Consider the following 17,989-nt stretch of genomic DNA (forward strand, 5'->3'; position numbering starts at 1 on the left):
GTACGGGCGGGAGGCGGCGGGCCACAGCTCCACGATGGCCACCCACCAGCCGCCGGCCAGCACCATCGCGAGCCCGGCCAGCAGCAGCTGGCCCAGCCGCCTGCGCAGCCGGGTGGGCGCGCAGACGGCGTACAGCACGGTGAGCGGCGGCAGGATGACGAAGGCCTGAAGGGTCTTGGTGAGGAAGGCGAAGCCGACCGCGCCCCCGGCCCCCACCAGCCATCGGGTGTGCGCCCCGTCCAGGGCGCGCAGCAGGCAGTACACGGTGACCGTCAGCAGCAGCGTCAGCAGCGCGTCGGGGTTGTTGAAGCGGAACATCAGCGCGGCGACAGGCGTGAGCGCGAAGGCGGCGCCGCCCAGCAGCGCGGCCCCCGGCCCGAAGTGGCGCCGTACGGCGGCGTACAGCACCGCGGTCGTCGCCACGCCCATCAAGGCCTGCGGGACGAGGATCTGCCAGGAGCCGAGTCCGAAGAGCCGGACCGACAGCATCATCGGCCACAGGGCGGCCGGGGGCTTGTCGACGGTGATGGAGTTCCCGGCGTCCGACGATCCGAAGAAGAAGGCCTTCCAGCTCTCGCTGCCCGCCTGTACGGCCGCGGAGTAGAAGGAGTTGGCGTAGCCGGAGGAGCCCAGGTCCCACAGCAGCAGGGCGGCGGTGGCGATCAGGAGTCCGGCGAGGGCGGGACGTTCCCAGCGCGGCCGGCCGGTACGGGCCCGGGCCTCGGCGGCCGGGAAGAGGGGGAGTGCTGCCGTGGTCATCGGCCGTCCTTGGGCGTAGGGATCTCGGGGCCGCGCCGCTCGGGGAAGACCCAGGCGCGGAAGAGCAGGAATCGCAGCACGGTGGCGGCGAGGTTGGCGGTGATCAGGACGGCCAGCTCGGTGCTGTGCGCGGGATGGGCCGCAGCCGCCCCGAGGGCGGCGAGGGAGCCGCTGGTCAGGGCCAGTCCGATGGCGAACACCACCAGCCCTTGGGCTTGGTGGCGCACGGCCCGGTCCCGGCCGCGCACGCCGAAGGTGAGCCGCCGGTTGGCGGCGGTGTTGGCCACGGCGGAGAGCAGCAGGGCGGCCCCGTTGGCGAGCTGCGGGCCGGTTCCGGCGCGGAAGGCGGAGTACAGCAGCAGGTAGAGGAGGGTGGACAGGGCTCCGACGGCGCAGAAGCCGAGGAGCTGGCGGGCCAGCCCGCCCGGCACCCCGGGCAGCGCGGAGCGGTCGCGGGGGTCGTCGCCGAAGGGGCGGGCGAGCCGGTCGAGGGGGAGCGCGCCGACGGCCAGCGCCCGGCCCACCCGCCAGACGCCCTTGAGGTCCTCGGTGGCGGTCCTGACGATGTGGACGGTGGAGTCGGGGTCGTCGACCCAATCCACCGGCACCTCGTGGATCCGCAGCCCGGCCCGCTCGGCGAGCACGAGCAGTTCGGTGTCGAAGAACCATCCGGAGTCCTCCACCAGCGGCAGCAGCCGCTCGGCGACCTCGCGCCGGATGGCTTTGAACCCGCACTGGGCGTCGCTGAACCGGGCGGCGAGGGAGGAGCGCAGCAGGAGGTTGTAGGCGCGGGAGACGAACTCCCGTTTCGCTCCCCGCACCACCCGGGAGGAGCGGGCGAGCCGGGTGCCGATGGCGAGGTCGGAATGACCGGAGATCAGCGGGGCGACCAGCGGCAGCAGGGCGTTGAGGTCGGTGGAGAGGTCCACGTCCATGTAGGCGAGTACGGGTGCCTCGGAGTCGGACCAGACGGTCCGCAGGGCCCTGCCCCGGCCCTTCTCCTCCAGCCGGGTGCTGCGCACACCGTCCAGGGCTGCGGCGAGCGCGCCAGCGACCTCGGGGGTGCGGTCGGTGCTCGCGTTGTCGGCGACGGTGATCCGGGAGGGGTAGGGGAAGGTGCGGGTGAGGTGGTCGTGGAGCCTGCGCACGCAGGGGCCGAGGTCTTTCTCCTCGTTGAAGACCGGGATCACCACGTCGAGGACGGGCTCGCCGGGCACGGGCGCGAGCGGCGCCCGTGCCGGAAGGGCCCCGGGAGAGGTGTCGGTTGGCATGCTCCGACCCTCGTGGGACGGCCTGTCACCGCTGTGTGGTGAGCCTGTGCCCCGTCTGTGAGTCTGTTGGCTCCGCGGCCGGCGCCGCGCCCGGTGCGAGGGGCAGCAGGACCTCGAAGCAGGTCCGCCCCGGCTCGCTCCGTACGCCGACCTGCCCGCCATGGGCGGTGACCACGGCGTGGACGATGGCGAGACCGAGTCCGGTGGAGCCCGCCGCCCGGGAGCGGGAGGCGTCGCCGCGGGCGAAGCGTTCGAAGACGTGGGGGAGCAGGGCCCGTGGGATACCGGGTCCGTCGTCCTCGATCCGCAGCCGGACGGTGGATGTTTCACGTGAAACATGGGCGGTGACGGTGGTGCCGGGCGGGGTGTGGGTACGGGCGTTGGCGAGGAGGTTGACCAGGACCTGCTGGATCCGGGCCGGGTCGGCGCGGACGGGCGCGGGTTCCTCGGGCAGGCGCAGGCGCCAGTGGTGCTCGGGCCCGGCGGCCCGGGCATCGCTGACGGCGTCGATGACGAGGGGGGCCACGTCGGTGTCGGTGTGGCCGGTGGAGGGCGGGCGCCCGGCGTCGAGCCGGGCGAGCAGCAGCAGGTCCTCGACCAGGCCGGTCATGCGGGTGGCCTCGGACTCGATCCGGCCCAGGGCGTGCCGGGTGTCGGGGCCGGGCTCCTCCCGCCCCCGGCGGGTCAGTTCGGCGTAGCCGCGGATGGAGGCCAGTGGGGTGCGCAGCTCGTGGCTGGCGTCGGCGACGAATTGGCGGACCCGCGTCTCGCTCTGCTGGCGGGCCGTGAGGGCGGAGGAGACGTGGCCCAGCATCCGGTTGAGGGCAGCGCCCACTTGGCCGACTTCGGTGCGGGGATCGGCCTCGGTGCCCGGGACCCGCTCGTGAAGGACCGGCTCGCCGCTGTGCAGGGTCAGTTCGGAGACCCGGGTGGCGGTGGCGGCCACCCGGCGCAGCGGGCGCAGGGCGACGCCGACCAGGACCTGTCCGGCCAGGGAGGCCGCGATCAGCCCGGCGAGGGTGACGCAGACCTCGACCGTGATCAGGGTGTTGACGGTGGAGTCCACCTCGTGGAGTGGGAAGCCGAGGACGAGGCTCCCGTCGGGGGCGGCCAGCACCCGATAGGCACCCAGCCCCGGCAGGTCCAGGTCCCGCGGCCCGGTCCGGCTGTGCGCGGCCTTGCGGGCGACCTCGGCGAGGGCCGCGGTCTGGGCCTCGCCGAGGGGGCGGGGGTCGAGCGCGGGCCCTTCGGCGGGCGAGGTGAGGGCGGTGACGATGACCTTGCCGTCGGAGTCGAGGCGGATCCCGGCGGTGCCCGTCGGGTTGCCGGGGGCCAGCACGAAGCCGGCGATGTTCTCGCGGGCCGCTTTCCCGGGTCCGGGGCCCGGCCGGCCCGCCATCTCGACCGAGGTGGTCAGCTGCTCGTCGAGCCGCCCGACCAGGTACGAGCGCAGCGCGAGGGTGGTGACGGTCCCGATGGCCACGCCCACCACGGCGATCAGCGCCACGGCCGAGACGACGAGCCGGGTCCGCAGGGACCAGGGCCGACGGGAACGCAGTCGCCACGGCCGCCTCCAGGGCAGACGCGGCGGCAGCAGCCAGGGCAGTCGCCGGGGCCACCACGAGGCCAGCCGCGACAGCAGCAGCCGGGACGGCCGCCGGGGCGGACGCAGCGCCACTACTCGGCCGGCTTGATCAGGTAGCCGGCGCCGCGCCGGGTGTGGATCATCGGGGCCATGCCGAGCCCGCTCTCCAGTTTCCGGCGCAGGTAGGAGATGTACAGCTCGACCACGTTGGCCTGGCCGCCGAAGTCGTACGACCACACCCGGTCCAGGATCTGCGCCTTGCTCAGCACCCGCCGCGGGTTGCGCATCAGGTAGCGCAGCAGTTCGAACTCGGTGGCGGTCAGGTGGACCTCCCGGCCGCCCCGGACCACCTCGTGGCTGTCCTCGTCGAGCCGCAGGTCGCCGACGGCCAGCACCGAGCCGCCGCGCGCCGCCTGGGCGGCGCCCGAACGGCGGACCAGGCCGCGCAGCCGGGCCACGACCTCCTCCAGGCTGAACGGCTTGGTGACGTAGTCGTCGCCGCCCGCCGTGAGGCCGGCGATCCGGTCCTCGACGGAGTCCTTGGCCGTCAGGAACAGCACGGGGAGCTGGGGGACCTCCCGGCGCAGCTGCCCGAGGACGGCCAGCCCGTCCATGTCGGGAAGCATGATGTCGAGGACCACGACGTCCGGCCGGAACTCCCGCGCCGCCCGCACCGCGCCCGCCCCGTCCCCCGCGCTGCGGACCTCGCAACCCTCGTAGCGCAGGGCCATGGACAGAAGCTCGGAGAGCGAGGCCTCGTCGTCGACGACGAGCACCCGGCAGGGGCCGCCGTCGGGCCGCACCAGGGCCGTGGGGTTGCTGGTGGACGTGGACGCGTGGGAGGTGGTCGTCGCTGTCATGCGACCACGCTGACCGGCGCCTGTGAGAGCGTTCTTGTCGCTCCCTGTGAATTCCCTGAGAAACGGGGCAGGCCTCTCAGTCGGGGAGGCGGAAGATGCGGGCGGCGTTGTCGTGGCAGACGGCCCGCAGCCAGCCGTCCCCCAGGCCGAGCCGCTCCAGGGCGTCGAGCTGGTGCTCGTACGGGTGGGGGATGTTCGGGAAGTCGGTGCCGAGCAGGATCCGGTCGCCGAGGTCCGCGAGCCGGCCCAGGTCCCCGGGCGGGAAGCCGCTGAACTGCTCGGAGAAGTCGGTGAAGGCCATGGTGGTGTCCAGCCGCACCTCGCCGTACCGGTCGGCGAGGTCGAGGAAGTCGGCGTACTCGGGCATGCCCATGTGGGCGACGATCAGCGGCAGCCGCGGGTGGCGGGCCAGCAGCCGGGCGATCGGCTCGGGCCCGGTGTGCTTGCCGGGGACGGGCCCGGAGCCGCAGTGGATCACGATCGGGATCCCGGCCTCGGCCAGCAGCCCCCACACCGCGTCGAGCCGGTCGTCGTTCGGGTCGTAGCCGCCGACCTGGAGGTGCGCCTTGAAGATCCGCGCCCCCGATTCGACGGCCTGCAGGACGTACGCGGCCACGCCCTCCTCCGGGAAGAAGGTCGCGGTGTGCAGGCAGTCGGGGGTCCGGGCGGCGAAATCGGCGGACCAGGCGTTGAGCCAGGCGGCCATCGCCGGCTTGTGCGGGTAGAGCATGGCAGTGAAGGCCCGAACCCCGAACTCCCGGAGGAGCGCGACCCGTTGTTCCTCTTCGTGCCGGTAGGTGATGGGCCATGCGACACCGGTCAGCGGGCCGACCGCGTCGAAGTAGTCCCACACCTTGTCCAAGACCCGGGTGGGCATGAAGTGCGTGTGGACGTCCACCAGTCCGGGCAGCCCGAGCCGGTCCCGGAAGGCGCGGACCGACTCAGCCGTTGCGGACAAAGCCGTGGCTCCGCTCGACGGTGGCGACATGCAGGGTGTAGCTCTCGTACCAGTCGGTGCGGCCCTGCTTCATGGCCGCACGGTGCTCCAGATCCTCGCGCCACGCGGTGAGCGACTCGTGGTCGCGGAAGTAGGCGACGGTGATGCCGAGGCCTCCCGGGCTGCGGGCGGACTCGTAGCCGAGGAAGCCGGGATTCTCCGCGACGATCTCGTTCATGCGGGCGAGGGTCTCGGGGTAACCGCTGTCGTCGGCGGTGCGGACATTGCTGAAGACGGCCATCACATAAGGCGGTTCGAAGGCCGGTACCGGCTGAGTGGTCATGCCCACCACCTTCGGCGGCGGGCCCCTGGCATGTCCACCCGGATGGGCCCCGAAAGGCGAAAGGGATCCAAGACTTGACCATGGCCGCCGCCGGCCAAACCCCTCAAAACAGCCCGTCCTGCTCGACGGGACCGGTTCCAGAGGCCGGGACCTGCGCCATCGGCACGCTGGTCACGGCGTCGTCCGCCGGGGCCACGAGCTCCCATCCCGCCAGCAGCCGGGTGTCCACCACCAGCCCGTCAGCGAGGTGCAGATCGGGCCCGGCAGCTCCCGTCAGCAGGCCCACGACCGCCCCGCCGGGGACCATCCCCGTGATCACCCGCGCCGGCGCGGGCAGTCCCTCCAGCCCGAACGCCCCCGCGTGATCGACGACTTCGCACCCCACCCGCTCGAGGGACTCCGGCCACCCGGGCAGCGCGGCCGCCCGGGCGTGCAGCTCGGCGACCTCCCGGGCCCACTCGGGTGCGCCCGGCAGGTGTGCCCGTGCGGCCCGCTTACGGGCGTACGCGATCCGGTCGGGCACCCCGAGGGCCGCCCGCAGCAGCTCCTCCGCGCGCCGGCCGGCCATGAGCGGCCCCCGCCCCAGCCACGCCCAGGCCACCGCACCCTGCTCCAACAGCCGGGCCGAGCCCCGCTCCTCGGCGGTGATGCCGACCTTGACCATCCCGGGCCCGAACCAGGCCAGATAGACCCGGTAGGTACGCGGATCGGCCACGTTGGTGTCGGCGGCCACCGAGAACGACCGGTCAAGACGCGCACATGCGGCGCACTGGGCATTCCCCGCGCGGCCGGGCACGGTTGCGGAGGTGGGGCAGGGCGTCCGCTTCCCGGCCCGCCGCACTCCCAGGCACTGCCGCTCCCCGCGCGCCACGAAGGCCAGCCGTTGCCCGTAGGCGAGCACGCTCGCCCGCTCGCCGCGCCCCTGCCCGTACCACCCGATGGCGGGCCGCCCTTCGCTCCACCGGATCCCGGTACACCACCAGGTCACAGCGGGAGCGGCCGCTCGAAGAAGGTGTCCAGGACGACGGTGGCATGCGTACCGCTGACCCCGTCGATGGCGTACAGGCGGCGCAGGACGTCCTGCAACTGCCCGGTCGAGGCCGTGCGCACCTTGACCAGCACCGAGGCGCTCCCCGCGATGATGTGCGCCTCCTGGACCTCGGGAATGGCGGCGAAGGCGGCGCCGGACTCACCCATCCAGGCGCTGGAGTCGACCATCACGTAGGCGAGCACGCCGCTGCCGACCGCGGCCGGGTCGACCTCGACGGTGGTCCGCCGGATCACCCCGCGCTCGCGGAGCTTCCGTACGCGCTCGTGGGTGGCCCCGGCCGAGAGCCCTACGGCAGTGCCGAGAGCGGCGTACGACTGGCTGGCGTCCTCCTGCAGGCGCAGGACGAGCGCCCGGTCGATGTCGTCCACGCGATTTTCCTCCCATGGGCCCGTCGGCCCTTGCGAAGACGGTACCGGATCCTGCAATCTCACCATCATGCCGAACGAAATTCGGCAATCTTTTCTCAGGGGGAATAATGTCTGCCATAGCCGACCTCACCTTGTACGAGATCCTGGACGAGCGCTTCCAGACCGGCCGCTGCACCAACGGCGACGCCCGGCTGGAACGGCTCTACGACGACTGCCGCTGGGCGGAAGGCCCGCTGTACCTGCCGGCCTGGCGGCAACTGGTGTGGAGCGACATCCCCAACGACCGGATGCTGCGCTGGGACGAGGCGACCGGCGCCGTCTCCGTCTTCCGCTCCCCGGCCGGCCACTCCAAGGGCAATACCATCGACCGCGAAGGCCGCCTGATCACCTGTGAACAGGGCAACCGCCGCGTCACCCGCACCGAACCCGACGGCACCCTCACCGTCATCGCCGACCGCTTCGACGGCAAACGGCTCAACAGCCCGAACGACGCGGTCGTCCGCTCGGACGGATCGATCTGGTTCTCCGACCCGGACTTCGGCATCACCAACGACTACGAGGGCCGGCGGGCACCCAGCGAGATCGGCGCCTGCAACCTCTACCGGGCCGACCCCGCCACCGGCGAGGTCCGGATGGTCGCCGACGGGTTCCTCGGCCCCAACGGGCTGGCCTTCTCCCCCGACGAGAGCGAGCTGTACGGCGCCGACACCCGGGCCGGCCACATCCGCGCCTTCAAGGTGACCGACGACGGCACCCTCACCGGCGACCGGGTCTTCACCGCCTGCCCCTCAGTCGACAACATCCGCTTCGACGACGAGGGCCGGCTGTGGGCGGCCGCGATGCACTCCGGCGTTCACTGCTACGACCCGGACGGCACCCTGCTCGGCCGCCTCCGCATCCCCGAACCCGTATCGAACATCGCCTTCGGCGGCCCCAAGAACAACCGCCTCTTCATCACCGCCACCACCTCCCTCTACTCCCTGGTGATGTCGGTGACCGGCCTCCCCCGCGTCCTCTGAGAGCAGCGCGGCGCCCTCCTACCGGGCGACGAACTGCGTCAGGATCGCCTGCACCTCATAGATGTCGACCCCCTTGGTGAAGGTCTTCTCGATCGGCGCCGAGCTCCCGGATATCCAGATCTTGAGCTCGGCGTCGAGATCGAAGTGGCCGGCCGTCTCCACGGAGAAGTGCGTGATGCTCCGGTACGGGACGGAGTGGTACTCGACCTTCTTGCCCGTGATCCCCTGCTTGTCGACGAGCACCAGCCGCCGGTCGGTGAAGAGGATCGTGTCCCGGATCAGCAGATAGGCGGCATGCACCTGCTCGCCCTGCCCCAGCAGCCGCGCGTAGTCCCGCTGCGCCGACGCCTGGTCGATGCTGTGCGCGTTTCCGAACAGTCCCATGAAAGCCCCCGCCCTTCAGGTTCGAACGATCACGCTCGAACGATCTGAAAAGACCGTACCGACGCCCGTCCGTAACCCGCGTCCCCCGCCAGAGCCATCCCAACCCCGACTACCTCCGGGGTATCCCCTCCCCACCAAGGAGGACACAAAGAAGGCAAACGACGAAGGCCCCCAGGATTTCTCCTGGGGGCCTTCGTCCTGCTGTGCACTCGGCAGGATTCGAACCTGCAACCTTCTGATCCGTAGTCAGATGCTCTATCCGTTAAGCTACGAGTGCTTGGCTTGTTGGGGTTTTGCGCCCCGTTGGCCTTGCGAGAACAACAATACATGGACCTCGCCGGGACGCGAAATCCATTAGCCAAACCAGCTCTGACCTGCGGAAACGCCCTGGAAGAAGATCATCCGGTTGGGGCGGGGCCCGAGTCCCGGAGGTTCGCCCGGGAGCGTGAGCCTCTCGCAGTGGCCGGCTCCTCCGGAGCAGTCGCCCCCTAACGCACCGAAGCCCCGGTCCGCATGGACCGGGGCTTCGTGAAGTGCGGAGGCGGAGGGATTTGAACCCTCGATGGGGGGTAAGCCCCAAACCGCATTAGCAGTGCGGCGCCATAGACCGGACTAGGCGACGCCTCCAGCACACCCTCGCGGACGAGGGTGCGTGCAGATGATGACACAGGCGCAGGGCCCCTCACCAATCCGCTCCCACGGTACTAGCAGGGGCGGCCAAGAGGCAAAGCCTTAAAGCCCCCGCAGCGCGCAACGTCAGGGCACCCTCGTCGTTGGTCACGCGTACGACGTACGGACGACCTGGAGTGCCCCATGCTGCGTCTCGCCGCCTTCGCCGTCACCTCCGCCCTGGCTGCCGCGGCCGCCGGGCCACTGCCCCCGCTCCCCGAGCCGCTGGGCAGGTTGCTGTCGGGGGGTCCCGACCGCCTCACGATCACCATGGCCAACACCGGCAACCGGCAGATGGACCGCAAGTACGAACTCGAATGCGGCCCCGTGGGCGGCAATCACCCCTGGCCCGAAGAGTCCTGCGCAACGCTGGAGCGGCTCGCCGCGGAGGGGAAGGACCCCTTCGCCCCCGTCTCCGAACGCCAGATCTGCACCACGGAGCACGGCGGCCCGGCCACCGCCCGGATCACGGGCACCTGGCACGGGCGCAAAGTGGACGCGGCCTTCCGCCGGACGAACGGCTGCGAAATCAACCGCTGGGACGAGTTGGAACCTCTGCTTCCGAGTGGACGTTCCTGACCTGGGAGGATGCGCGGAACGGGCGGTATCCACTTCACATCGGCCACCCCGCCGGGGGGCTGTGGCCTTAGACTCCTCCCGTGACATGCCGGTAGTTGTGGTCAGGGAGGAAGCTCGTCGTGAGCAGCAGGCCATCCCGAGGCGCTGCTCGCCTCGCAGCAATACTCGACGCTCTTCCGGACGCGCTGTTGCTCGTCAACGCCAACGGCACGGTCGTCAACGCGAATTCGATCGCTCTCGAGGTCATGGAGAGCCCGGGCACCGGGCTCGTCGGCCGCGGCGTGCTCGATCTTCTGCCCGAGTTCGACTCCAAGCTGATCCCCGGCTCCATGCGCCGGCCCGGCGAGGAGGAAGGCGGCCGGTCCCGGCCCAAGCGGATGACCGCGCGCCGCACCGACGGCAGCGAGTTCCCCGTCGAGGTCACCAGCGCCCATCTCGACGGGCGCGATGCCTACCGCGAGCCGCAACCCGCCTACACCGGTGACGAGCTGCTGATGCTCGTCGTGCGGGACCTCTCTCAAACCGTGGACACCGAGGCCGAGCTGGCCCGCTCCCAGCGGCAGACCGAGATGATCCTGCGGGCCGCGGCGGAGGGCGTCGTCGGCACCGACACCGACGGACGGGTGGTGCTGGTCAATCCGGCCGCCGCCCAGATCCTCGGCTACCGCGCCACCGACCTCGGCAACCGCGAACTGCACGGGCTCGTCCTGCACTCGCGTGCCGACGGCTCCCCCTTCCCCTTCGACGAGTCCCCGCTCGCCGACACCCTGCGCAGCGGACGCAAGCACCGAGTGCGCGGGCAGGTGCTGTGGAACAAGGCCGGGCAGCCGGTCTCCGTCGACTTGACCACCTCGCCCGTACGGGACGGGGAGCAGCTCGTCGGCGCCGTGATGACCTTCACCGACCGGCGCCCCTATGACGCCCTCGCCGCCCGCCACGCACAGCTGCTGGCCGTCCTGGGCGAGTCGCTGCGGGGGCCGCTGGACGAGTTGCGCGGGGAGCTGGCGACGCTGGCCGCCGACGACGCGGGACAGCTGTGGCCCGAGGCCAACCAGCTGCTGCACCACCTGGCCGCCGGGTACTCCCGGATGACCACGCTGGTGGACAACGTCCTGGGCTTCCAGCGCCTGGACGCCGGCACGGACCGGCTCACAAAGAAGAAGGTCCTGATCAACGGCGTCGTCGCAGCCGGTGTCGACGGCGCGGTCGAGCTGATCGGACCGGGCCGCGCGCAGTTCGCCGTCCACGCGCCGACGATCGAGGCCGAGGTGGACGCGGGCCGCGTCGCAACCGCGCTCGCGCACCTGGTCGCGGACGTCGCCGGGGTGGACGCCACCGGCAAGACCCGCCAGGGCAGCGGGTACAGCGACTCGACGATCGTGGTGGCGGCCGCGCAGCGCGGTGATGTCGTACGGATCGAGGTGCGCGGGCCGTACGAGGGCGGGAACCCGGTGCACGAGCCGATCGTGCGCGGGATCGTGGCGGCGCACGGGGGCGTGCTCCAGACGGTGGAGGTGCCGGGCGCACCCGGCGGGGCGTACGTGCTGGAGCTGCCGCTGGGCGCGGGAGCCGGGACGGTGACCCTGCCGGAGCCGGCGGAGGAGCCCCCGGCCGGTCCGGCGGAGGACGCTGCGGGGACGGCCGGCGGCGCGGCCCCGGGCAAGGTCTCCGGCGGGCGCCGGGCCCGGCGCGGTGTGGACGCCTTCCTGGACGACGAGACTGCGGGGCCCGAAGCCGGCCAGGGCGGCGGCGCGCTGGCGTTGCCGTCCGGGCGGCGGCGGGCGGGCGAGACCGGCGTCCCCGACGCGGGACTGGAGCTCGCGCAGTCCCCGGTGAACCCGGCGGGACTGGGCACCGGGCGCAGGCGCGGTCGGGCCGGCGACGGCAGCGCCGAGGCCGGCGCGACCGGTGGGCCGGTCGGCGTCGGCGCTCTCGGGGGCCAGGGCGGTCCCGGCGGCCAGAACGGTCCCGGCGGCCCCGGACGGCCGGTACCCCCGCAGGGCACCGCCATGCCCGCGCTACCGCCCGTCCCCCCAGTGCCCCCGGTTCCGCTGATGGAGCATCCTGCCGGGCGGCGGCGGGCCCTGGGTCCGGCCGGTCCCGCCCGTCCTGCCGCTCCCGCTCAGCCCGGTGGTCCCGTGCCGGCGACCGGGCTCGGGCCGACGCCCGCTCCCGCGCGGCCCATCGCCCCCGAAGGGGGCTTCGCACTGCCCGCCGGGCCGACCCCGGCTCCTCCCGCTCCCCAGGCCCCCGCGATGGCCGGGCCGGCTCCCGCTCCCGCCGAGGCCGATGGCGATACCGCGTCCGGGCGGCGTGGGCGCCGGGTGCTGGGCGCGCCCGGAGCCGAGGCAGAGGCGCCCGCCGCGCCGCCGGTCGCGGAGGATCCCGTAGAGCAGGCGCACCCCACCGGGCGGCGGCGTGCCCTGCCAGCGACCCCGGCGTGGCCCGTTCCCGCGGCCCGGACCGCTCCCGAGGACGACCAGGCCTCCGGCCAGGTCGCCGTTCCCGGGGCCCGGCAGCCGCAGGACACCCCGGCGGAGGGGCAGGCCTCGCAGCCGATCAGCGTGCGCGCCCTCGGCACCCTCGGCCAGGGCATCTCCGTGGACCCCGCCGGCTCGGGCTCCGGCCGCCGTCGCCGGCTCTCCGAGCCCGCGCCCCAGGGCCGGGCCTTCGCCATAGGGGCCCCCGAGGCGGGCTCCGACGAGGGCCCCGAGCCGCTGGACGGTCCGGGCGGCGCCGTGGAGGTCGTCAACCGTCCCGTGCCGCAGCCCGTTGACGACGAGCTGCCGCCGGAGCCCTTGGACAACCCGCGCCGACTGCTCGTGTGGCCCGCGCCCGATGTGCAGACGCAGCAGGCGCTCAGCGACTGCGGCTACCGCCCGGTGATCGTCCACTCCCGCGAGGAGGTGGACGCGCAGATCGCCGCGTTCCCCGCCGCGCTGTTCGTGGACCCGCTGACCGGGCCGATCACCCGGACCGCCCTGCAGTCCCTGCGCCAGGCCGCGGTGGCCGCCGAGGTGCCCGTACTGGTCACGGCCGGGCTGGGGCACGCCACGCGCGAGGCGGCGTACGGCGCCGATCCGGCCGTGCTGCTGAAGGCGCTCGCGCCGCGCGACAGCGAGCAGCACCCCTCCCGTGTGCTGCTGATCGAGGAGCACGACGAGATCGCCATCGCGCTGACCGCCGCCCTGGAGCGGCGTGGGATGCACGTCGCCCGCGCGGGCGCCGATACCGACGCCGTGGAACTGGCGACGCGGATGCGGCCCAACCTGGTCGTCATGGACCTGATGCAGGTCCGGCGCCGGCGGGCCGGGATCGTGGACTGGCTGCGCGCCAACGGGCAGCTGAACCGCACCCCGCTGGTCGTCTACACGACGACCGGCATCGACCCGGCCGAACTGCCGCGGCTGGCCTCCGGCGAGAGCGTGCTCTTCCTCGCCGAGCGGGCCACGACCGCCGATGTTCAGGGCCGCATCGTGGACCTGCTGGCCAAGATCGGCACCAACTAGTAATCCTGGCCCGATGGCCACCATCAATACGACCGAGCACACCGTCCCCGCCGACAACGGGGAGGTGAACCTGCTCATCGCACGGCAGGTGGAGCCGGGGCACGAGGAGACCTTCGAGGCCTGGGCCCACGGGATCCTGGAGACGGCCGCGCGCTTCCCGGACCACCTCGGCTACGGGCTCTTCCACCCGGCGGCCGAGGGCGGCCCGTGGTTCCTGGTCCACCGTTTCCGCAACCAGGCGGCCTTCCAGCGCTGGCAGGACTCCGCGGAGCGGGCGGAGTGGTTCTCCAACTGCCTCGGCCACCACCACACGGAGATAGCCCGCCGGGAACTGCACGGCATGGAGACATGGTTCGCCAAGCCGGGTATGACCCGGCCCGCGCCGCCACGGTGGAAGATGGCGATCAGCTCGGGGCTGGCCATCTTCCCGATCTCGCTGGTGGGCAACGCGGTGCTCGGGCCATACCTGGTGGATCTGCCCTTCGTGCTGCGGACGGCCGCCTTCGCCGTCGTCTTCAGCACCCTGATGACCTACGTGGCCATGCCCGCCGTCAGCAAGCTGCTGCGGCCATGGCTCACCAAGGGCTGAGGCGGGTCAGCCCAGCTTCGTGACGTCCAGCTCGCCGTCGGCGTACTGCTTGCGGATCACCTTCTTGTCGAACTTGCCGACGCTGGTCTTCGGGACGGCCTCGACGAGCGTCCAGCGCTCGGGCAGCTGCCACTTGGCGATGGACTGGCCGAGGAACGCGCGCAGGCCCGCGTAGTCCACGGTCGCGCCCTCCTTGAGGACGACCGTGGCCAGCGGGCGCTCGCCCCACTTGTCGTCCGGGACGGCGACGACCGCCGCCTCGGCGACCTCGGGGTGCGCCATCAGCGCGTTCTCCAGCTCCACGCTGGAGATCCACTCGCCGCCGGACTTGATGACGTCCTTGGCGCGGTCGGTGAGGGTGAGGAAGCCCTCGGATGTGATGACCCCGACGTCACCGGTCTTGAGCCAGCCGTCGGCGCTGAACTTGTCCTCGGGCCGGGAGGGTTCGCCGGACGCGCCGCCGTAGTAGGCGGCCGCGATCCAGTTGCCGCGCACCTCCAGCTCGCCCGCCGACTCCCCGTCCCAGGGCAGGACGTCGCCGCCGGGACCCACCAGGCGGCCCTCGACACCCGCCGGGAAGCGGCCCTGGGTGATCCGGTAGGGCCACTCTTCCTCCGCGCTGAGCCCGGCCGGCGGGTGCGCCATGGTGCCCAGCGGGGAGGTCTCGGTCATGCCCCAGGCGTGGCACAGCCGAACGCCGAGCTTGTCGTAGGCCTCCATCAGGGAGGGCGGACAGGCCGCGCCCCCGATGGTGACCTGCTTCATCGAGGTCAGGTCGCGCGGGTTGGCGGTGACCTCGGCCAGCAGCCCCTGCCAGATGGTGGGGACGGCCGCGGCGTGGGTGGGCTTCTCCCTCTCGATCATCTCGGCGAGCGGGGCGGGCTGCAGGAACCGGTCCGGCATCAGCATGTTGATACCGGTCATGAAGGTGGCGTGCGGAAGCCCCCAGGCGTTCACGTGGAACTGGGGAACCACGACGAGGCTGGTGTCCTTGTCGGTCAGACCCATCGACTCGGTCATGTTGACCTGCATGGAGTGCAGGTAGATCGAGCGGTGCGAGTAGATGACGCCCTTGGGGTCCCCGGTGGTGCCGGACGTGTAGCACATGGCCGCGGCCTGGCGCTCGTCCAGCTCGGGCCAGTCGTAGCTGTCGGGACGGCCCGCCAGGAGTTCCTCGTACTCGTGCACGCGCACGCCGAGGCCTTCGAGCGCGGAGCGGTCGCCGATGCCGGAGACCACGACGTGCTCGATGGTCGGCAGGTGCGGCAACAGCGGCGCGAGCAGCGGCAGCAGCGTGCCGTTGACCAGGACGACACGGTCGGCGGCATGGTTGACGATGAAGACCAGCTGCTCGGGAGGGAGCCGCAGGTTGAGGGTGTGCAGGACCGCGCCCATGGAGGGGATCGCGAAGTACGCCTCGACGTGCTCCGAGTTGTTCCACATGAGGGTGGCGACACGGTCGTCCTGCTGTACCCCGAGCTCGTCGCGCAGGGCGTTCGCGAGGCGGGTGGCGCGGGTACCGATCTCGGCAAAGCTGCGGCGGTGCGGCTCAGCCTCCCCGGTCCAGGTCGTGACCTGGGACTTCCCGTGGATCGTCATCCCGTGCTGGAGTATGCGGGTGACGAGGAGTGGTACGTCCTGCATGGTGCTCAGCAAAGCGTCCTCCCGGTGAGCGCTGCGGCGCTGCGGCGGCTACGGATGCTGCCGATTCTGCGCACGTACCGGTCGGCATGTCACTACCCGGAGGTAGAAACCGGGCCGTGTTTCACGTGAAACATCCCCGCAGCGGGCGCGGAGCGGTGTTTCACGTGAAACATGCTCCCCCTCCGGCTCACCTGACCGGAGTGAGCTCCGGGTCCTCGCGGAGTTTGACCAGCGCGCGCGAGACCGCGCTCTTGACGGTGCCGACCGAGACCCCCAGCAGCTCGGCGGTCTGCACCTCGCTGAGGTCCTCGTAGTAGCGCAGGACGACCATGGCCCGCTGCCGGTCGGGCAGCCTGGTGACCGCGCGCCACATCGCGTCGCGCAGGGCCTGCGCCTCCGCGGGGTCCGCGGCGGGGGCCGCCTCGGTCTCCGGGATCTCGTCGCAGGCGAACTCGTCGACCTTGCGCTTGCGCCACTGGGAGGTGCGGGTGTTGACCAGGGCCCGCCGGACATAGCCGTCCAGGGCACGGTGGTCCTCGATGCGGTCCCAGGCCATGTACGTCTTGGCCAGGGCCGTCTGGAGCAGGTCCTCGGCATCGCAGGGGTTGGCGGTGAGGGAGCGCGCGGTGCGCATCAGGACCGTGCCGCGGGTCCGGACGTACGCCGAGAACGACGGGTACGGCGTCGGATTCGAGGCGAGGGTGCACACAGGCGTGGTCATGGCTCCACGCTAAGAGCGCCGGCACGCCCTGGGATCGGCCGCAGGTGCCGAAGGAGAGTCCACCTCAGGTTGTAGGGCCGGGAGGTGCTCCACCTCCTGAAGGTGGAGGAGGGGGAGCCCACGGGCCTATGGATCTCAGTGGTCGGTGCCGAGGATCAGTCCGGAGGTCGGTACCCCGGTGCCCGCGGTGACCAGTACGTGTTCTGCCCCCGCGGCCTGGTTGACGGACGTGCCGCGCAGCTGGCGGACGGCCTCGGCGATGCCGTTCATCCCGTGCAGGTACGCCTCCCCGAGCTGGCCGCCGTGGGTGTTGAGCGGCAGCGCGTCGGCCGCGACGAAATCGGCGGCCTCGCCCGGCTCGCAGAAGCCGAATTCCTCCAGCTGCATGAGGACGAAGGGGGTGAAGTGGTCGTAGAGGATGCCGACGTCGATGTCGGAGGGCCGCAGACCGCTGGTCCGCCACAGCTGGCGGGCGACCACGTCCATCTCCGGCAGCCCGGTGAGGTCGTCGCGGTAGAAGGAGGTCATGCCCTCCTGGCGCCGGCCGGCGCCCTGGGCGGCCGCGGTGATCACGGCGGGCGCGTGCCGCAGGTCGCGTGCCCGTTCGGGCGTGGTGACGACGAGGGCCTGGCCGCCGTCGGTCTCCTGGCAGCAGTCGAGCAGCCGCAGCGGCTCCACGATCCAGCGCGAGGCGGCGTGGTCGGCGAGGGTGATGGGCTTGCCGTGGAAGTAGGCGGCGGGGTTGTTCGCGGCGTGCCGGCGGTCGGTGACCGCGACGTGCCCGAAGGCCTCGGGGGTGAGGTTGTAGGTGTGCAGGTAGCGCTGGGCGGTCATGGCCACCCATGAGGCGGGCGTCAGCAGCCCCCAGGGCAGCGACCAGCCGAGCGCCGCCCCCTCCGCGGAGGGCTCGCGCTGCTGTACGCCGGAGCCGAAGCGGCGCCCGGAGCGCTCGTTGAAGGCGCGGTAGCAGACCACGACCTCGGCGACCCCGGTGGCGACGGCGAGGGCGGCCTGCTGGATGGTGGCGCAGGCAGCGCCGCCGCCGTAGTGGATGCGGGAGAAGAAGGACAGGTCCCCGATGCCGGCCGCCTGGGCGACGGTGATCTCGGGGCTGGTGTCCATCGTGAAGGTGACCATGCCGTCGACGTCGGCCGGGGTGAGCCCGGCGTCGTCGAGGGCCGCGTGCACGGCCTCCACGGCGAGCTTGAGCTCGCTGCGGCCGGAGTCCTTGGAGAACTCGGTCGCGCCGATTCCGGCGATGGCGGCGCGACCGCCGAGCTCGTCGCGGGTGCGGACGCTCATGCCGCCCCCTCCTGGGCGAGGGTCACGGTGACCGTGCCGGTGACGTGCTGGCCGATGCCGTTGGCGCCGACGACGCGGATCTCGGCGGTGTCCCCGTCCAGGGCGGTGACGGTGCCGGTCAGGGTCATGGTGTCGCCCGGGTAGTTGGGGGCGCCGAGGCGGATGGCCACCTTGCGCAGGACGGCATGGGGCCCGAGGCGGTCGGTGATGTAGCGGCCGACCAGGCCGTTCGTGGTCAGGATGTTCATGAAGATGTCCGGGGAGCCCTTCTCCCGCGCGAGCGACGTGTCGTGGTGCACGTCCTGGTAGTCGCGGGAGGCGATCGCACCCGCGACGATCAGGGTGCGGGTGACCGGGATCTCCAACGGCGGCAGTTCCCCGCCGACTCTCAGTGCGCCG

General features: G+C 72.2%; 17 protein-coding genes and 2 tRNA genes. 4 read left to right on the plus strand and 15 right to left on the minus strand.

Translation table 11 applies throughout. The features are described 5' to 3' along the window. The 8 genes from J7E94_RS06335 to J7E94_RS06370 form a co-directional block, all read right to left on the minus strand. The coding region (locus J7E94_RS06335; protein WP_215013081.1) for a glycosyltransferase family 39 protein at window positions 1-759 on the minus strand (759 nt) is incomplete at its 3' end. Further along, window positions 756-2,030: a bifunctional glycosyltransferase family 2/GtrA family protein gene (locus tag J7E94_RS06340; protein ID WP_215013083.1), complete on the minus strand. Its 1,275-nt coding sequence runs from the start codon at window positions 2,028-2,030 to the stop codon at window positions 756-758. The genes J7E94_RS06340 and J7E94_RS06335, both read right to left, overlap by 4 nt. A 25-nt stretch (window positions 2,031-2,055) precedes the next feature. Further along, a complete protein-coding gene (locus J7E94_RS06345) occupies window positions 2,056-3,708 on the minus strand; it encodes a HAMP domain-containing sensor histidine kinase (RefSeq protein ID WP_308344626.1) in 1,653 nt (550 codons plus the stop codon). Beyond that, the gene (locus J7E94_RS06350) at window positions 3,708-4,475 is read right to left on the minus strand and encodes a response regulator transcription factor (protein WP_285440720.1); all 768 of its coding nucleotides are present in this window, start codon (window positions 4,473-4,475) and stop codon (window positions 3,708-3,710) included. Before J7E94_RS06350 ends, J7E94_RS06345 begins: the two co-directional genes overlap by 1 nt. Window positions 4,476-4,551: 76 nt before the next feature. After that, entirely contained in the window at window positions 4,552-5,463 is a 912-nt protein-coding gene (locus J7E94_RS06355) for an amidohydrolase family protein (protein WP_215013085.1), read from the minus strand. Then, window positions 5,417-5,755, minus strand: a complete 339-nt coding sequence (locus J7E94_RS06360) for an antibiotic biosynthesis monooxygenase (RefSeq protein WP_215013087.1) — start codon at window positions 5,753-5,755, stop codon at window positions 5,417-5,419. The genes J7E94_RS06355 and J7E94_RS06360 overlap by 47 nt, the downstream gene beginning before the upstream one ends. Window positions 5,756-5,858: 103 nt before the next feature. Then, the gene (locus J7E94_RS06365) at window positions 5,859-6,743 is read right to left on the minus strand and encodes a DUF2797 domain-containing protein (protein ID WP_215013089.1); all 885 of its coding nucleotides are present in this window, start codon (window positions 6,741-6,743) and stop codon (window positions 5,859-5,861) included. After that, window positions 6,740-7,174 (minus strand): Lrp/AsnC family transcriptional regulator, encoded by a 435-nt coding sequence (locus J7E94_RS06370; protein WP_215013092.1) that lies wholly within the window; start codon window positions 7,172-7,174, stop codon window positions 6,740-6,742. The genes J7E94_RS06365 and J7E94_RS06370 overlap by 4 nt, the downstream gene beginning before the upstream one ends. Window positions 7,175-7,281: 107 nt before the next feature. Between J7E94_RS06370 and J7E94_RS06375 the strand changes: the two genes are divergently transcribed. Then, window positions 7,282-8,193, plus strand: a complete 912-nt coding sequence (locus tag J7E94_RS06375) for an SMP-30/gluconolactonase/LRE family protein (RefSeq protein WP_215013094.1) — start codon at window positions 7,282-7,284, stop codon at window positions 8,191-8,193. Between the two features lie 18 nt (window positions 8,194-8,211). Here the strand turns inward: J7E94_RS06375 and J7E94_RS06380 are convergent, their stop codons facing one another. From J7E94_RS06380 to J7E94_RS06390, 3 genes are all read right to left on the minus strand, one after another. Further along, window positions 8,212-8,577 (minus strand): PH domain-containing protein, encoded by a 366-nt coding sequence (locus J7E94_RS06380; RefSeq protein WP_215013096.1) that lies wholly within the window; start codon window positions 8,575-8,577, stop codon window positions 8,212-8,214. A 204-nt stretch (window positions 8,578-8,781) separates the two neighbouring features. After that, window positions 8,782-8,854 (minus strand) — tRNA-Arg (locus J7E94_RS06385). A gap of 259 nt (window positions 8,855-9,113) precedes the next feature. After that, window positions 9,114-9,204, minus strand: a tRNA-Ser gene (locus J7E94_RS06390). Window positions 9,205-9,390: 186 nt separating this feature from the next. Here J7E94_RS06390 and J7E94_RS06395 point away from each other — a divergent pair. The 3 genes from J7E94_RS06395 to J7E94_RS06405 all read left to right on the plus strand — a co-directional run bounded on the left by J7E94_RS06395 (window position 9,391) and on the right by J7E94_RS06405 (window position 13,923). After that, window positions 9,391-9,825, plus strand: coding sequence for an SSI family serine proteinase inhibitor (locus J7E94_RS06395; RefSeq protein WP_215013098.1), 435 nt, complete (start codon window positions 9,391-9,393; stop codon window positions 9,823-9,825). 119 nt (window positions 9,826-9,944) lie between these two features. Next, complete coding sequence (locus J7E94_RS06400) at window positions 9,945-13,334, plus strand: PAS domain-containing protein (protein WP_215013100.1); 3,390 nt, start codon at window positions 9,945-9,947, stop codon at window positions 13,332-13,334. A 13-nt stretch (window positions 13,335-13,347) separates the two neighbouring features. Beyond that, window positions 13,348-13,923, plus strand: a complete 576-nt coding sequence (locus J7E94_RS06405) for an antibiotic biosynthesis monooxygenase (RefSeq protein WP_215013102.1) — start codon at window positions 13,348-13,350, stop codon at window positions 13,921-13,923. A 6-nt stretch (window positions 13,924-13,929) separates the two neighbouring features. Here J7E94_RS06405 and J7E94_RS06410 read toward each other — a convergent pair whose 3' ends face one another. The 4 genes from J7E94_RS06410 to J7E94_RS06425 form a co-directional block, all read right to left on the minus strand. Next, complete coding sequence (locus J7E94_RS06410; protein WP_215013104.1) at window positions 13,930-15,579, minus strand: long-chain fatty acid--CoA ligase; 1,650 nt, start codon at window positions 15,577-15,579, stop codon at window positions 13,930-13,932. Window positions 15,580-15,754: 175 nt separating this feature from the next. Beyond that, window positions 15,755-16,288, minus strand: coding sequence for a SigE family RNA polymerase sigma factor (locus tag J7E94_RS06415; protein ID WP_215013106.1), 534 nt, complete (start codon window positions 16,286-16,288; stop codon window positions 15,755-15,757). Between the two features lie 135 nt (window positions 16,289-16,423). Next, window positions 16,424-17,590: a lipid-transfer protein gene (locus J7E94_RS06420; protein ID WP_215013108.1), complete on the minus strand. Its 1,167-nt coding sequence runs from the start codon at window positions 17,588-17,590 to the stop codon at window positions 16,424-16,426. Next, on the minus strand, window positions 17,587-17,982 hold the full coding sequence (locus tag J7E94_RS06425) for a MaoC family dehydratase (protein WP_215013199.1): 396 nt from the start codon (window positions 17,980-17,982) through the stop codon (window positions 17,587-17,589). The genes J7E94_RS06420 and J7E94_RS06425 overlap by 4 nt, the downstream gene beginning before the upstream one ends. Window positions 17,983-17,989: the final 7 nt, after the last annotated feature.

It is taken from the genome of Streptomyces sp. ISL-94 (genome assembly GCF_018614075.1).
GTDB lineage: Bacteria > Actinomycetota > Actinomycetes > Streptomycetales > Streptomycetaceae > Streptomyces.

Excerpts from the sequence above, each read along its gene's own strand:
- J7E94_RS06340 (WP_215013083.1), bottom strand. The coding sequence starts at position 2,030 with ATGCCAACCGACACCTCTCCCGGGGCCCTTCCGGCACGGGCGCCGCTC.
- J7E94_RS06350 (WP_285440720.1), bottom strand. The coding sequence starts at position 4,475 with ATGACAGCGACGACCACCTCCCACGCGTCCACGTCCACCAGCAACCCC.
- J7E94_RS06355 (WP_215013085.1), bottom strand. The coding sequence starts at position 5,463 with ATGTCGCCACCGTCGAGCGGAGCCACGGCTTTGTCCGCAACGGCTGAG.
- J7E94_RS06360 (WP_215013087.1), bottom strand. The coding sequence starts at position 5,755 with ATGACCACTCAGCCGGTACCGGCCTTCGAACCGCCTTATGTGATGGCC.
- J7E94_RS06375 (WP_215013094.1), top strand. The coding sequence starts at position 7,282 with ATGTCTGCCATAGCCGACCTCACCTTGTACGAGATCCTGGACGAGCGC.
- J7E94_RS06380 (WP_215013096.1), bottom strand. The coding sequence starts at position 8,577 with ATGGGACTGTTCGGAAACGCGCACAGCATCGACCAGGCGTCGGCGCAG.
- J7E94_RS06395 (WP_215013098.1), top strand. The coding sequence starts at position 9,391 with ATGCTGCGTCTCGCCGCCTTCGCCGTCACCTCCGCCCTGGCTGCCGCG.
- J7E94_RS06405 (WP_215013102.1), top strand. The coding sequence starts at position 13,348 with ATGGCCACCATCAATACGACCGAGCACACCGTCCCCGCCGACAACGGG.
- J7E94_RS06415 (WP_215013106.1), bottom strand. The coding sequence starts at position 16,288 with ATGACCACGCCTGTGTGCACCCTCGCCTCGAATCCGACGCCGTACCCG.
- J7E94_RS06420 (WP_215013108.1), bottom strand. The coding sequence starts at position 17,590 with ATGAGCGTCCGCACCCGCGACGAGCTCGGCGGTCGCGCCGCCATCGCC.